This window comes from Salibaculum halophilum, assembly GCF_002094885.1.
GTDB lineage: Bacteria > Pseudomonadota > Alphaproteobacteria > Rhodobacterales > Rhodobacteraceae > Salibaculum > Salibaculum halophilum.
Genome location: NZ_MSIT01000012.1, coordinates 79,587 through 92,493 on the forward strand (window position 1 = coordinate 79,587; position 12,907 = coordinate 92,493).

Annotated in this window: 17 protein-coding genes, 1 tRNA gene and 1 riboswitch; of the genes, 14 read left to right on the forward strand and 4 right to left on the reverse strand. The window is 69.8% G+C overall.

Going from position 1 to position 12,907, the window contains the following annotated elements:
- Nucleotides 1-155: 155 nt before the first annotated feature.
- A complete protein-coding gene (locus tag BU124_RS09780) occupies nt 156-542 on the reverse strand; it encodes a DUF2147 domain-containing protein (RefSeq protein WP_084863213.1) in 387 nt (128 codons plus the stop codon).
- A 130-nt stretch (nt 543-672) separates the two neighbouring features.
- Between BU124_RS09780 and hisA the strand changes: the two genes are divergently transcribed.
- From hisA to BU124_RS09805, 5 genes are read left to right on the forward strand one after another with little or no spacing between them, the layout of a single operon-like run.
- Nucleotides 673-1,392, forward strand: coding sequence for a 1-(5-phosphoribosyl)-5-[(5-phosphoribosylamino)methylideneamino]imidazole-4-carboxamide isomerase (gene hisA / locus BU124_RS09785; protein WP_084863215.1), 720 nt, complete (start codon nt 673-675; stop codon nt 1,390-1,392).
- A 3-nt stretch (nt 1,393-1,395) separates the two neighbouring features.
- Nucleotides 1,396-1,695, forward strand: a complete 300-nt coding sequence (locus tag BU124_RS09790; RefSeq protein ID WP_084863217.1) for a hypothetical protein — start codon at nt 1,396-1,398, stop codon at nt 1,693-1,695.
- A gap of 4 nt (nt 1,696-1,699) precedes the next feature.
- Complete coding sequence (gene hisF, locus BU124_RS09795; RefSeq protein WP_084863220.1) at nt 1,700-2,461, forward strand: imidazole glycerol phosphate synthase subunit HisF; 762 nt, start codon at nt 1,700-1,702, stop codon at nt 2,459-2,461.
- Nucleotides 2,458-2,760: a phosphoribosyl-ATP diphosphatase gene (locus BU124_RS09800; protein ID WP_084863222.1), complete on the forward strand. Its 303-nt coding sequence runs from the start codon at nt 2,458-2,460 to the stop codon at nt 2,758-2,760. The genes hisF and BU124_RS09800 overlap by 4 nt, the downstream gene beginning before the upstream one ends.
- Nucleotides 2,757-3,044 carry a Dabb family protein gene (locus tag BU124_RS09805; RefSeq protein WP_084863224.1) on the forward strand — a complete coding sequence of 96 codons (288 nt, stop codon included), beginning with the start codon at nt 2,757-2,759 and terminating at the stop codon, nt 3,042-3,044. Before BU124_RS09800 ends, BU124_RS09805 begins: the two co-directional genes overlap by 4 nt.
- A gap of 71 nt (nt 3,045-3,115) precedes the next feature.
- Here the strand turns inward: BU124_RS09805 and BU124_RS09810 are convergent, their stop codons facing one another.
- The 3 genes from BU124_RS09810 to rlmB form a co-directional block, all read right to left on the reverse strand.
- Nucleotides 3,116-3,583 (reverse strand): CoA-binding protein, encoded by a 468-nt coding sequence (locus BU124_RS09810; protein ID WP_084863226.1) that lies wholly within the window; start codon nt 3,581-3,583, stop codon nt 3,116-3,118.
- Between the two features lie 196 nt (nt 3,584-3,779).
- Nucleotides 3,780-4,025: a hypothetical protein gene (locus tag BU124_RS09815; protein ID WP_084863229.1), complete on the reverse strand. Its 246-nt coding sequence runs from the start codon at nt 4,023-4,025 to the stop codon at nt 3,780-3,782.
- A 38-nt stretch (nt 4,026-4,063) separates the two neighbouring features.
- Nucleotides 4,064-4,834, reverse strand: coding sequence for a 23S rRNA (guanosine(2251)-2'-O)-methyltransferase RlmB (gene rlmB / locus BU124_RS09820; protein ID WP_084863231.1), 771 nt, complete (start codon nt 4,832-4,834; stop codon nt 4,064-4,066).
- Between the two features lie 107 nt (nt 4,835-4,941).
- Between rlmB and BU124_RS09825 the strand changes: the two genes are divergently transcribed.
- From BU124_RS09825 to BU124_RS09865, 9 genes are all read left to right on the forward strand, one after another.
- Nucleotides 4,942-5,025 (forward strand) — tRNA-Tyr (locus BU124_RS09825).
- 182 nt (nt 5,026-5,207) lie between these two features.
- Nucleotides 5,208-6,467, forward strand: a complete 1,260-nt coding sequence (locus BU124_RS09830) for a glycerate kinase type-2 family protein (protein ID WP_084863262.1) — start codon at nt 5,208-5,210, stop codon at nt 6,465-6,467.
- Nucleotides 6,468-6,501: 34 nt separating this feature from the next.
- Nucleotides 6,502-6,715, forward strand: a riboswitch (cobalamin riboswitch).
- A 139-nt stretch (nt 6,716-6,854) separates the two neighbouring features.
- Nucleotides 6,855-8,741: a TonB-dependent receptor plug domain-containing protein gene (locus BU124_RS09835; RefSeq protein WP_179141898.1), complete on the forward strand. Its 1,887-nt coding sequence runs from the start codon at nt 6,855-6,857 to the stop codon at nt 8,739-8,741.
- A 58-nt stretch (nt 8,742-8,799) separates the two neighbouring features.
- The gene (locus tag BU124_RS09840; RefSeq protein WP_245831662.1) at nt 8,800-9,609 is read left to right on the forward strand and encodes an ABC transporter substrate-binding protein; all 810 of its coding nucleotides are present in this window, start codon (nt 8,800-8,802) and stop codon (nt 9,607-9,609) included.
- A complete protein-coding gene (locus BU124_RS09845) occupies nt 9,606-10,589 on the forward strand; it encodes a FecCD family ABC transporter permease (RefSeq protein ID WP_084863238.1) in 984 nt (327 codons plus the stop codon). Before BU124_RS09840 ends, BU124_RS09845 begins: the two co-directional genes overlap by 4 nt.
- A complete protein-coding gene (locus BU124_RS09850; RefSeq protein WP_084863240.1) occupies nt 10,586-11,350 on the forward strand; it encodes an ABC transporter ATP-binding protein in 765 nt (254 codons plus the stop codon). Before BU124_RS09845 ends, BU124_RS09850 begins: the two co-directional genes overlap by 4 nt.
- A 21-nt stretch (nt 11,351-11,371) precedes the next feature.
- Complete coding sequence (locus BU124_RS09855) at nt 11,372-12,010, forward strand: MotA/TolQ/ExbB proton channel family protein (RefSeq protein ID WP_084863242.1); 639 nt, start codon at nt 11,372-11,374, stop codon at nt 12,008-12,010.
- The gene (locus BU124_RS09860) at nt 12,010-12,393 is read left to right on the forward strand and encodes an ExbD/TolR family protein (RefSeq protein WP_143529945.1); all 384 of its coding nucleotides are present in this window, start codon (nt 12,010-12,012) and stop codon (nt 12,391-12,393) included. The genes BU124_RS09855 and BU124_RS09860 overlap by 1 nt, the downstream gene beginning before the upstream one ends.
- A 3-nt stretch (nt 12,394-12,396) precedes the next feature.
- Nucleotides 12,397-12,768: an ExbD/TolR family protein gene (locus BU124_RS09865; protein WP_084863245.1), complete on the forward strand. Its 372-nt coding sequence runs from the start codon at nt 12,397-12,399 to the stop codon at nt 12,766-12,768.
- Nucleotides 12,769-12,907 lie beyond the last annotated feature (139 nt).

Below are 12,907 nucleotides of genomic sequence, written 5' to 3' on the forward strand. Positions count from 1 at the left end.
ATCGCCGCAGCTTCGCCCAAGACCTGCGCGACCGGCCCTCCTCCTCCCTGGCCGGGCGCGAGACAAAGAAGCGGTGGCGCCCTCCTCCTCCCTGGTGCCACCGCTTTTTTTTGACGAGCACGGCGTTGCACAGGGTCGTGGACCGACCCCGCTCCCTACCGGATGCGCGCCCAGGTCTGGCTGGAACAGATCAACCCGCCCAGAACGCAGCCGCGCAGGCGCAGCCGGTCACCGTCAAGCTCCATCTTGCCGATGTAGACCTTGTCGTTCGAGGGCCGCCAGACGCTGCCCTCGTAGGTGCCATCGCCCTGCGGCACCATGTCGATGACGATCTGACGGCCGATATTCTCGGACTGGTATTCGCCATCCGAGTCGAAGGTGCGGCTGATCTCGCCGCAGACGGCGTTGCCGCAGGATGACAGGGCCACATGGGCATAAGCGCCCTCGTCCACCTGGGTCTGCCAGACGCCTTCGGCCGGGTCGGCGGCGGCCATCGTGGCCAGGCCCAGAAGGGCCGTCGTCAGTGCAAGCATCGTCCTCATTGCAAGTCCTCCCTGAAACTGTCCCGAAGCCTGTGCCTTGGTCCCCCGTGCGATCAAGCCTGACGTCGGGTCGCGTTGCATCCCCGGGGGTCATGATGCAAAGGACACCAAACGCCAGCGGAGCCCGCGCATGATCCTCTACCCTGCCATAGACCTCAAGGACGGCCACGCCGTGCGCCTGCTGCGCGGCGACATGGAGAAGTCCACCACCTTCAACGAGGATCCGGCCGCGCAGGCCCGCGCCTTCGTCGCTGCTGGCTGCGAATGGCTGCATCTGGTCGACCTCAACGGCGCCTTCGCGGGGGAACCCGTCAACGCCACCCCGGTCGAGGCGATCCTCGCCGACTGCCCGGTCCCGGCCCAACTGGGCGGCGGCATCCGTGACATGGCCACGATCGAAATGTGGCTGAGCAAAGGGCTGGAGCGCGTGATCCTCGGAACCGTGGCAGTGGAAGACCCCGACCTGGTGCGCGCGGCCGCCCGCGCCTTTCCCGGCCGGGTGGCCGTCGGGATCGACGCGCGCGCGGGCCGGGTCGCGACCAAGGGCTGGGCCGAAGTCACCGATGTCGAGGCCACCGACCTGGCAAAGTCCTTCGAGGATGCCGGGGTCGCCGCGCTGATCTACACAGACATCAACCGCGACGGCGCCATGGGCGGGCCCAACATCGCCGCGACCGCGGCGCTGGCGCGGGCCGTGTCCATCCCCGTGATCGCCTCGGGCGGGGTGGCCTCGCTCGAAGACCTGGCCGCGCTCAAGGCCACCGGGGTCATCGCCGGCGCGATTTCGGGCCGGGCGCTCTATGACGGGGCCATCGACCTGCCCAGGGCCCTGGCAATGGTCAAGGACTGACCCTTGGACCGCGGGGTGCGCCGTGTCGGCCTGGTGGCGCTGATCCTCGGGCTGGCGCCCGTCGCCCTGCCGCTGTTGGCAGGCACGGTGGCCGGCCTGCTGCCGGGCTGTTCGGTCAACGAGGCGGGCAGCACGGGTCCCTGCCGGGTGCTGGGGTGGCCCGCGGGTGAGCTGATGGCCGCCGCCTACGGCCTGATCGGGGCGATCCCGGCCGGGCTGGGGCTGTCGCTCATCGGGTTCTTTCTTCTGCTGGCGGGCTGGGGCATAAGGCGCGCGCGGACCCGCCGCGCGCAACACCGGTAACGCCATGCTCAAGACCCGCATCATTCCCTGTCTCGACGTCGCCGACGGCCGCGTGGTCAAGGGCGTCAACTTCGTCGACCTGCGCGATGCGGGCGACCCGGTCGAGGCCGCGCGCGCCTACAACGCTGCCGGCGCGGACGAGCTGTGCTTTCTCGACATCCATGCTACCCACGAGAATCGCGGCACGCTCTACGACCTGGCCCGGCGCACGGCCGAACAGGTCTTCATGCCGCTGACCATCGGCGGCGGCGTGCGAAGCCCAGAGGACGTGCGCAAACTGCTGCTGGCCGGGGCCGACAAGGTGTCGTTCAACTCGGCCGCCGTGGCCGACCCCGACGTGCTGACCGAATCCGCGCTGCGCTTCGGATCGCAGTGCATCGTCTGCGCCATCGACGCGCGGACGGTGGCGCCGGGCCGCTGGGAGATCTTCACCCACGGCGGGCGCAGGCCCACCGGCATCGACGCGGTCGCCTTCGCCCGCACCGCCGCGGAGAAGGGCGCGGGGGAAATCCTGCTGACCTCGATGGACCGCGACGGCACCAAGTCCGGCTTCAACCTCGCGCTGACCCGCGCCATCTGTGACGCGGTCGACATCCCCGTCATCGCCTCGGGGGGCGTGGGCACGCTGGATCACCTGGTCGAGGGCGTGACCGAGGGTCATGCCAGCGCCGTGCTCGCCGCCTCGATCTTCCATTTCGGCACCTTCACGATCGCCGAGGCCAAGGCCCACATGGCCGCCGCCGGCATCCCCATGAGGATGACATGACCCTGACAGACCTCGCCGCGACCATCGGCGCCCGCGCGGGCGCCGACCCGCAGACAAGCTGGACCGCCCGGCTGCTGGCCGACCCCGACAAGGCGGCCGAGAAGTTCGGCGAGGAGTCGGTCGAGGCCATCATCGAGGCCGTCAGGAACGACCCCGCCCGACTGACGTCCGAGGCCGCCGACGCGCTCTATCACCTGCTGGTGATGTGCGCCGCGCGGGGTGTGACACTGTCCGACATTGAAGCGGAACTGTCCAAGCGCCAGATGCAGAGCGGTATCGAAGAAAAGGCCAGCCGATGATCCGCCATATCGTCTTCTTTTCCGCCCGCGACCCGGACGACGTGGCCCGGATCGAGGCGGGGCTCAACATGCTCGCCACGATCCCCGAGCACGAGGTCTTCGAGGTGCGCCGCTCGCTCAACACAGATCAGCTGACCGGCACGGCCGTCGACGTGGTGGTCTACGCCGAATTCGCCGATGACGCGGCGCTGGCGCGCTACAAGGCGCATCCGACCTACCAGCGCTGCATCGACGTGGTCCGCCCCATGCGCGACATGCGGCTGGCCGCCGACATCGAATCCTGACACGGCAGTGCGGGTCCGGGCGGGCGCGCAGGCGACTGCGCGCATCACGGCGCGTCGACGCGCCGTCCCGCTCAGAGCTTCGACGACAGTCGCCCGGTGTTGATGCCCCCACGCGACAGCTCGCCCCACAGGCGCTGGTATTCCATCTTCGGACAGAGATCCATGATCACGTCGACCCCGCGCGCGCCGGCGCGCGCGGCGGCGGCCTGGTGCACCACACCGATCTGCATCCAGATGGTCTGCAAATCCGGCCAACGCGCCAGGGCCTCCTCCACGATGGGCGGCACCGCCTCCGACCGGCGGAAGATATCGACCATCTCCACCTCGTCGGGCACATCGGAAAGGCTGGCGTGGACCGTCTCGCCCAGCAGCTCCTGCCCCGCCAGGCCCGGGTTGACCGGGATCACCCGATAGCCTTTCAGCCCCAGGTAGCGCGCCACGAAATGGGACGGGCGCACCGGGTTGGCGCTGACGCCTACAAGGGCGATGGTGCGGGTCCGTTCGAGAATGGCACGCAGGTGCGAGTCGCTGTAGCTCATGGGCGCGAGCCTACCCCCGCCGTCAGGAAGAAAAAAGCGCCCAAGGTCGAGACCCCGGGCGCGTCAGGTACGGAACGAGGGACAGTGATGGAGGCGAGGCGTTCCGCGCTCTCACCTCTGGCGTAAAACTAGGTACCTGCCCGGCCCGGAAAAGTGGCGCTCAGGAAAACGTGAACAGGGCAAGAACGCCCGGCAGTCAGTCGACGATATCCTCGACAAGGTCGGACAGCTCTTGGAAGATCGGCTTCATCCGCTTGCGGCCCTTGCCCTTGCGCGGCTTTCGGCGCGGCCGCTTCGGCTTGGCCCACTGCGCCTTGCGGTGCGCCGGTTTCGGGGCCGGGCGGGCGGGCGTCGCCCGTGGCGCGGCTGCCCCGCCCCGGCCCCCGGCCAGCCCGGCATCCCGGCGCTTGCCGGGCATCTGCTTGAGATCGTGCCGCAGCAAAATCAGGTGACGATCGTCGCGGCCGGCATGTCCTCTCCTTACCGCGGCTGCGTGGCATACAGGGCAACCGCCGCCGCGTTGGAGACGTTGAGCGACCCGAATTCCCCCGCCCCGGGGATTTTCACCAGTTTGTCGCAAGTCGCGCGGGTCTTCTCGCGCAGCCCCGGCCCCTCGGCGCCCAGCACTAGGGCCACGGGGCGGTTGGACTGCCCCGAGACGGCCGCGTCGACAGCTTCCTCGGCCTCGCCGGCCAGCCCGAGCACAAGATAGCCCATGGACTTGAGCTCTTCCATGGCCGTGGCGAGGTTGCGCACCCGCAGGTATGGCTGACGCTCCAGCGCGCCCGAGGCCGTTTTTGCCAGCGCCCCCGTCTCGGGGGCCGAATGGCGCTGCACGGCGATCACGGCACGGGCGCCGAAAACCTCGGCCGAGCGCAGGATCGCGCCGACGTTGTGCGGGTCGGTCACCCGGTCCAGCACGACCACCCGCGCCGCCCCCTTCGGATAACAGGCATCGGACAGCGCGCCCCAGTCCAACGGCCGCACCTCGAGCGCGGCGCCCTGGTGTACCGACTGCGCATCGAGGGGCGCAGCGAAGCGGCGCGCGTCGCTGATTTCCGGGGCGGGGCCGTGGCGAGCGGCCTCGCCCAGCCGGTCGAGCGCGTTGCGGGTGACGACCAGCCGCAGTTTCTCGCGCGCGGGGTTCATCAGCGCGTCACGCACCGCGTGAAGCCCGAACAACCAGACGGTGTCGGCGGCGGCCTTGCGACGGGCCTGTTCCTTCTCGACGACCCACTTGGGTTTCTTCATGGCCCTCTCCTTTCATTCCTCTTGGGACGGGCGGGGAAAATCCGCAAGGGCCTGCGCCAAAATGGTGTTGACGCCCCACAGGCGCGCGGCTATCCACCGCCAGCGTCGGGCGACGAGCTGCAAGGTGCGGCAGCGGACTGTAACTCCGCCGGGGAGACCCATGCCAGGTTCGATTCCTGGGTCGCCCACCACGCCCCGCCTCTCGCCTGCACCGATGAGCCGTGTCGCACCGTCCCGAGCGGGCGTCGCGATGGTCTGCCGCTCGGAGGGCTCTGCCCCCGTCGCGCAGGCGCGACTCCCCGGCGGTATTTTCGCCCCGAAGATGCCGGGCACGGGTCTTTATCCGCGCGGCGCTTTGGGCGATACACCCGTGATGGACGACGGCAATCCCGACTTTGCGCTCTTGCGCCGGCTCTTCGACCGGGCGGTGGCGGTGGCGGACCCGATGCGTATCCTGTCCGGCCACCTGCCCGCGAAACCGCCCGGCCGGGTCGTGGTCATCGGCGCGGGCAAGGCCAGCGCGCGCATGGCCGAGGCCGTCGAGGCCGCCTGGGGGCCTTGCGAAGGCCTGGTGATCACCCGCTACGGCCACGGCCGACCCTGTCAGGGCATCGAGATCGTGGAGGCCGGTCACCCGGTGCCCGATGCCGCCGGGGTCGCGGCCACGCGGCGGATGCTCGACCTTGTCGCGGGGCTGGGGCCGGACGATTTCGCTCTGGCGCTGATCTCGGGGGGCGGGTCGGCCCTGCTCTGTGCCCCGGCCGCAGGTCTGACGCTGGCCGACAAGCAAGCCGTTGCGCAAGACCTGCTGGCCAGCGGCGCGCCGATTTCCGAGGTCAACGGCGTGCGCAAGCAGCTCTCGGCGGTCAAGGGCGGGCGGCTGGCGGCGGCGGCCCATCCGGCGCGGATGCTGGCGCTGATGATCTCGGACGTGCCGGGCGACGCGCCGGGCGATATCGCCAGCGGCCCCACCGTGGGCGACGCCGGCGATGCCGAGCGCGCCGCAAGGGTTCTGGCCCACCGGGGCGTGACACCGCCCCCGGCCGTTGCGGCCCACCTGGCCCGGGGTGGCGCGCCCGTGCCCCCCGAAGACCCGCGATTGGCGCGGGTCGAGAACACCGTTATCGCCGCCCCCGCGCAATCGCTGGCGGCCGCGGCCGACCTGGCCCGTTCCGAGGGGATCGAGGTCCGCCACCTTGGCGACGCGATCGAGGGCGAGGCGCGCCGGGTCGCGGCGGACCATGCGGCCCTTGCGCTGGCGGCCCGGCGAGATCGGGCCAGCGCCCGGCCCCTGCTGATCCTCTCGGGCGGGGAACTGACGGTGACCCGGCGCGGGAACGGCTGCGGCGGCCCCAACGCCGAGTATTGCCTGGCCCTGGCGCTGGCGCTGCAGGGGGCGCCGGGCATCCACGCGCTGGCCTGCGACACCGACGGGGTCGACGGCGCCGCCGAGGTGGCCGGCGCGCGGATTGCACCCGACACGCTTGAGCGGGCCCGCGCGGCGGGCCTCGACCCCGCCGCGGCGCTCGCACGCAACGATGCGCACCGCTTTTTTGCGGCGCTGGGCGACCAGGTGGTGACGGGACCCACCCTGACCAACGTCAACGATTTCCGCGCCCTGCTGATCCGGTAGCGCCCGACCCCTTTACACGGGGGCAGAGGGGCTATAACGCTTGGGATGCTTCGGTCTCGGGCGGTATACCGTCCGGGTAATAGGGAACTGCGGTGCGGTCATGCAGATGGCCAAATCCGCGACTGCCCCCGCAACTGTGAGCGGAGAGCGATGCCGGCACATGCCACTTCGGGCCAACGCGCCCGGGGGAAGGCCCGGCAAAGCAATGACCCGCAAGTCAGGAGACCTGCCGAGGTGATCACCCTATCCGGGCGCGGGGCGCGCCAAGGATAACGGACCTTCCGTCGTGGTGGCATCTTCAGCCGTGCGCGGGAGGAGTGCGATCTCCCCCGATCACAAGACCAAAAACAGGGCCGGACACCGGCCCGAGATCCGATTGGGATGACCATGACCAGACAGACCCTCTGGGCGAGCACCGCCCTTTTCGCCCTGTCCACCCCCCTGGCCGCGCAGCAGGCCTTCGAACTGGACGAGATCATCGTCAGCGGCGCCTTTATTCCGCTTGACGAAACCGCGTATGGCCGCGCCGTCACGATCGTGACACAAAAGGACATTGCCGAACGCGGGATCACGACAGTTCAAGAAGCCATCGCCGCGCTGCCCGGTGTTTCTGTCAGCCAGACCGATCCCTATAACACCCAAGTGCGTCTTCGCGGGGGCGAGGGCAACCATACACTGGTTCTCATCGACGGTGTCGAAGCCCTGTCAGGTGAAAATGGTGAATACTTCTTCTCGGGGCTTTCGACGGCCGCGATCGAACGGATCGAGATCCTTCGGGGCCCACAATCGGCGCTTTACGGCTCCAATGCGATGTCAGGCGTCGTCTCGATCACCACGGCCGAGCCTGACGCGGTTGGCGCCACCTACAATGCAGGACTTATGGTCGGCAGCGCTGGAGGCCGGGAGGCGACATTCAGCGGATCGGCGGGTACCGATCGCTCGCAGCTGTCTTTCGGCATCATATCCCGGTACGATGGCGGCTACGATGTTTCAGGCGATGGCGGCCAGGCGGACGAAAGCGATCGTTTGACGATCAACCTTAAGGGGGAGGCGGAAATCGCCGAGGGTGTCACCGCTGGATTCACCTTGCGAAACTCCGATCAGACCTATGATTTCGATCGGACCGATGGCGGCGCGACAGATGCGGCGGGTTATGTTGTGGACGCCGACAACAGCGCCGAGCGGACTGAACGTCTTGGCTCCGCATGGTTGGAGGTCGAGGCACTGGGCGGCCGGATGCTTAATCGTTTTTCGTACGAGGGCAACGCCTTCACGACCGAGCTGTCCGACGACAGTGACACGGTCACGTCCAATACCGAGAGTGACATGTCCAAACTGGCCTACCAGCTCAGCTACGGGCTTGACGGTGCAGCGGTCGAAAATTCGGCCCATATTCTGACGGTTCTACTGGAGGCACAGGAACTGTCTTTCACGGACGTTCTGCGCAGCGAAGACTACGGCCGCAGCAGTCGCGCGATCGCGCTCGAATATGTCGGTCAGATCAACCCCGATCTGGCTGTCCAAGCCTCGCTTCGCCGCGATTTCAATGACGATTTCAAGGATGCGACTAGCTGGACGCTCGCGGGCTCCTACCGGTTGGACTCGGGTGCGCGGCTGCATGCCTCTGCTGGACAGGCGGTCGTTAACCCGACAATGTATGAACAATTCGGCTTCTTCCCGGGGTCCTATGTCGGCAACCCGGACCTTGACCCCGAACGGTCGCTTGGCTTCGACATCGGCATCGAAATCCCGTTCTCTGGATCACGCGGTGTCTTGGACGTGACGCTCTTCGTGGAAGAACTCGAGGGTGAGATCATCTACACGCCGACCTTCGAACAAGCCATAAATCGCGACGGTACGTCGAACCGCAGAGGCGTAGAAGTTGCACTCGACTACGACGTGACACCGGACGTGGCCGTGTCATTCGACTACACCTACCTGGATGCCACGGATGCAAACGGTGATGTCGAGATCCGCCGCCCCGGGCGTGAAGCGGTTCTTGGCCTGCGCGCGCGCACCTTCGGCGGCGACGGAACGGTGACCGCGCAGGTGCGCCATGTCGCGGACCTCTACGACACTCAGTTCTACGGAAGTTTCGCGACGGAAAAACTGCCCGACTACACCCTGGTCGATGTTGCCATGACCTACCAACTCTCCGACACGGTCTCATTGCGCGGTCGGGTCGACAACCTGTTGGACGCGGAGTCCTCGGACGTCTGGGGCTATGCCGGTCCGGGCCGTGAAGCCTATCTTGGGATCGATGTCGCGTTTTGATCGTCTGTGCTGTGCAGTGGCGGGCTGTCTCGCCACTGTTTCGCCGGCCGTCGGGCAGGTGGCAGCCGATCCGGGCGTGCCCGCGGCCCCGCCGGAGCGTGTCGTCTCGATGAACCTGTGCACGGACCAGCTGGCGATGATGATGGCGGATGACGGCCAGTTGCACTCGGTCTCCTACCTGTCGCAGCAGGCGCGCGGTTCGGCGTTGGTCGAGCAGGCCCGCCAATACGTGCCCAACCGCGGACTGGCCGAGGAAATCTACCTGATGGACCCGGACCTGGTCATCGCGGGCAGTTTCTCGGACCGCACGACGCTGGACATGCTGCGCCGGCTCGACGTGCCCGTCGCCGTTTTCGAGCCTGCGGGCAACCTTTCTGACATCCGTGACCGGGTGCGGCGCATGGGCGCGGTGCTGCACCGCGAAGAGGCCGCCGCCCGCATGGTGGCCCGTTTCGAGGCCCGGCTGGCCGATCTGGCCGCGCAGGCCCCGCCCGCGGGCGACCGGCCCCGCGCCGCGCTCTACTCGGCCAACGGCTGGTCCTCGGGGGGCAAGACCCTGCCCGGCCAGATCGTGACCGCCGCCGGGTTCGACCTCGTGGCCGATGATTTCGGCCTGGCCTGGGGCGGGTTCCTGCCGCTGGAACTGCTGGCCATGTCCGACCCCGACGCGGTGATCACCGGCCAGCCCTACCCGGCCGACTCGCGCGCCGAGGAAATCCTTGATCACCCGGTCGTGGCGCATCTGAAACGCGACAGCATGCGCGGCATCGTCAGCGACCAGGACTGGTCCTGCGGCACGCCGCTGGTGCTGGACGCCATCGAGCGGCTGGCGCAGGCCCGGCGCATGGCCACCGGGGCGGGCCGATGATCCGGCTGATGCTGGTCCTGTCGGCGCTGGTACTGGCGCTGACCGGCGCCGCGCTGGTGATCGGCCCGGCCAATGCGCCCTACTGGGACAGCCTGTCAGCGCTGGTCGTCGATGACGGCACGCCGCTGACACTGGTCATGCGCGAGATCCGCCTGCCCCGCGCGATCCTGGCGCTGGCCATCGGGGCCAGCCTCGGGATGGCCGGCGCGGCGATGCAGGGCTACCTGCGCAACCCGCTGGCCGATCCGGGCCTGATCGGGGTCTCGGCCTCGGCGGCGCTGGGCGCGGTGCTGGCGATCCAGACCGGGCTGGCGGCCGCCTTTGCCTTCGGCCTGCCGCTGGCGGCCCTGGCCGGGGCGGTGCTGGGCGTGCTGCTGGTGCTGGCGCTGGCCGGCCCGCGCGGGGCCTCGATCACGCTGATCCTGGCGGGCATCGTCGTCTCGTCGCTGGCGGGCGCGCTGACCTCGCTGGTGCTGAACCTCTCGCCCAACCCCTTCGCGGCCTCGGAAATCGTCTTCTGGATGATGGGCTCGCTCGCTGACCGCTCGATGGATCACGTCTGGCTGGCGCTGCCGCTGATCGGGCTGGGGCTGGTCCTGCTGGCCACGCTGACCCGCGGGCTGGAGGCGCTGACCCTGGGCGAGGACGCCGCGCAAGCGCTGGGCATCAACCTGACGCGGCTGCGGCTGACGCTGGTGGGGGGCACCGCGGCCGTCGTGGGGGCCTCGACGGCCGTGGCGGGCACCATCGGCTTTGTCGGCCTTGTCGTGCCGCACCTGCTGCGGCCCTTCGTGGGCGCGCGGCCCGGCGCGCTGCTGGGGGCCTCGGCGCTGGGCGGCGCGGCGATGCTGCTGGCCGCGGACATCCTCGTGCGCGTGGTTCTGCCGACCAAGGACCTCAAGCTCGGCGTGGTCACGGCGCTGGTCGGCGCACCGCTGTTCTTGCACCTGATCTACAAGACCCGGAGGCAACTGGCATGACCCTGCTGCGCGTCTCCGGGCTGAGCATCCACCGCGGCAAGCACGCGATCCTGCGCGATGTGGCGTTCACGGTCGGCCCGGGCGAACTGATCGGCCTGATCGGGGCCAACGGCGCGGGCAAGACGACCCTGCTGCGCGCGGTGCTCGGGCTGTTGCCCGCCACCGGCCACAGCAGCCTGGCCGCCCTGCCCCAGCGCGACCGGGCGAAACGGGCCGCCTGGATGCCCCAGACGCGCGAGGTCGCCTGGCCCGTCAGCGTCGAACGGCTGATCACCCTTGGCCGCTTGCCGCATCTCGGGGCGGGCCAGGCCATGCGCCCTGCCGACCGCGCGGCCATTGACAGCGCCATCGCCGACATGGGGCTGGAAGCTTTCCGCCACCGCACCGCGACCGACCTGTCAGGCGGGGAGCTGGCCCGCGTGCTGATCGCGCGGACGCTGGCCCAGGACACGCCGCTGGTCATGGCGGATGAACCCATCGCCGGGCTGGACCCGGCCCACCAGATCCAGACCATGCGCCTGTTCGCCGGGCTGGCCGGGGCGGGCCGGTCGGCCATGGTGTCGATCCACGATCTCGGCCTTGCAGCAAGGCACTGCACCCGGCTGATCCTGCTGGGCGGGGGCCGACTTGTCGCCGACGGCGCCCCCGGCGACGTTCTCACGCCAGACAACCTGACCGACCATTTCAATATCACGGCGCATTTCGCGCAGACCGAGGCGGGGCCGATCTTCCAGCCGCTCGACGTGGTCGGGACGGCCTGAACCGACGAGGGGGAACCGGGCATGAGCGATCTGACCACACTCACCGGGATGCTGGCCCGCGGCGGCCCCGCGCTCTGGCTCATCGCGGCGTTGTCGGTGCTGACGCTGGCGCTGGTGCTCTGGAAGGTCTGGCGGCTGGCCCTCGCCGGGGCCTGGGCGCGGGGCCGGGCCGAGGCGCTGGTTGCGCGGCTAGGCACGCAGGAGAAGACCTGCCTGCCCCAGCACCCCCGCCCGGTGCGCCTGCGCTTCGTGACCGACAGCTGGCAGGTGCTGCAGAGCGGCGCCTACGGCCCCGAAGCCGCGCGCGAGGAGATCACCCGCCTGGCCCAGCGCGCCCTGACGGACCTGCGCGCCGGTCTGCGCCCGCTGGAACTGATCGCGACCATCGCCCCGCTGATCGGCCTGCTGGGGACCGTGCTGGGCATGATCGAGGCCTTCCGGGCGCTGCAGGACAGCGGCGCACAGGCCGACGCGGGCGTGCTCGCCGGCGGCATATGGGAAGCCCTGCTGACCACCGCCGCCGGGATGGCCGTGGCGATCCCGGCTACCGTCGCCCAGTCCTGGTTCGAGAGCGTGGCAGAGGCGGTGCGCCATGACATGGAGGATCACGCCACCCGGCTGGTGATCCGGGCGCAATCGGCGCAGGGGGCCGCGGGCTGATGTTCTCCTTCGCCCCCGACCGGGCGGCGCGCCGCCCCAGCCTGACCCCGATGATCGACGTGGTCTTCCTGCTGCTGATCTTCTTCATGCTGACGGCGCAGTTCACCCGCGACCACAGCCTGGCCCTGCGCCCGGGCGGCGGCGCCGCGCCGGACTACACCGGCCCGCCCCGCCTGGTCGGGGTCGCGCCGGAGGACCTGCGCCTGAACGGGCGCGCGATCGCGCTGGCGGCCCTGCCCGGGGCGCTGGAGGACCTGACCGAGGCGCGCTCGGACATGATCGTGCTGCGCCCGGCCGACGGGGCCGACCTGCAACGCCTAGTGCAGGTGATGACCGCGCTTGAGGCCGCCGGGTTCACGCATCTGGCGCTGGTGGAGGACTGAACCATGCAGCTCCCCGCCACGCCCCGACGCCGCCGGTCCGAGGCCATCGTGCCGATGATCAACGTGGTCTTTCTGCTGCTGATCTTCTTCATGATGACCTCGCGCATCGCACCGGCCCCACCGGTCGAGGTCTCGCCGCCGCGCGCGGCCCCGCAAACCCTGGCCGAGGGCGAGGCGGTGCTCTGGATCACCGCCGAGGGCGCCCCGGCGTTCCGCGATTTGCGCGGCGCAGCCGTCTGGCCGGCGCTGGCCGCGCTACCCGGCGATGTGCCGCTGACCGTCACCGCCGATGCCGCCCTGCCCGCGGCCCGGCTGGCGGCGATCCTGTCGCGACTCGGCCCGGACCGGGCGGTCGAACTGGTGGTGCGCAACTGATGCGGCCGGATTTCCTCCTGTTTCTGGGTCTCGCAACGGCGGCGCACCTGGCGGCGCTGCCCGCTCTCGACCCGGCGGGGCGCGCGGGCGGGGGCGCGCAGGGCACGGACAGCGTGACCCTCGCCGCCAGCGCCCCGGC

Excerpts from the sequence above, each read along its gene's own strand:
- BU124_RS09780 (WP_084863213.1), bottom strand. The coding sequence starts at position 542 with ATGAGGACGATGCTTGCACTGACGACGGCCCTTCTGGGCCTGGCCACG.
- hisA (WP_084863215.1), top strand. The coding sequence starts at position 673 with ATGATCCTCTACCCTGCCATAGACCTCAAGGACGGCCACGCCGTGCGC.
- hisF (WP_084863220.1), top strand. The coding sequence starts at position 1,700 with ATGCTCAAGACCCGCATCATTCCCTGTCTCGACGTCGCCGACGGCCGC.
- BU124_RS09800 (WP_084863222.1), top strand. The coding sequence starts at position 2,458 with ATGACCCTGACAGACCTCGCCGCGACCATCGGCGCCCGCGCGGGCGCC.
- BU124_RS09805 (WP_084863224.1), top strand. The coding sequence starts at position 2,757 with ATGATCCGCCATATCGTCTTCTTTTCCGCCCGCGACCCGGACGACGTG.
- BU124_RS09810 (WP_084863226.1), bottom strand. The coding sequence starts at position 3,583 with ATGAGCTACAGCGACTCGCACCTGCGTGCCATTCTCGAACGGACCCGC.
- rlmB (WP_084863231.1), bottom strand. The coding sequence starts at position 4,834 with ATGAAGAAACCCAAGTGGGTCGTCGAGAAGGAACAGGCCCGTCGCAAG.
- BU124_RS09830 (WP_084863262.1), top strand. The coding sequence starts at position 5,208 with ATGGACGACGGCAATCCCGACTTTGCGCTCTTGCGCCGGCTCTTCGAC.
- BU124_RS09835 (WP_179141898.1), top strand. The coding sequence starts at position 6,855 with ATGACCAGACAGACCCTCTGGGCGAGCACCGCCCTTTTCGCCCTGTCC.
- BU124_RS09845 (WP_084863238.1), top strand. The coding sequence starts at position 9,606 with ATGATCCGGCTGATGCTGGTCCTGTCGGCGCTGGTACTGGCGCTGACC.
- BU124_RS09850 (WP_084863240.1), top strand. The coding sequence starts at position 10,586 with ATGACCCTGCTGCGCGTCTCCGGGCTGAGCATCCACCGCGGCAAGCAC.
- BU124_RS09855 (WP_084863242.1), top strand. The coding sequence starts at position 11,372 with ATGAGCGATCTGACCACACTCACCGGGATGCTGGCCCGCGGCGGCCCC.
- BU124_RS09860 (WP_143529945.1), top strand. The coding sequence starts at position 12,010 with ATGTTCTCCTTCGCCCCCGACCGGGCGGCGCGCCGCCCCAGCCTGACC.
- BU124_RS09865 (WP_084863245.1), top strand. The coding sequence starts at position 12,397 with ATGCAGCTCCCCGCCACGCCCCGACGCCGCCGGTCCGAGGCCATCGTG.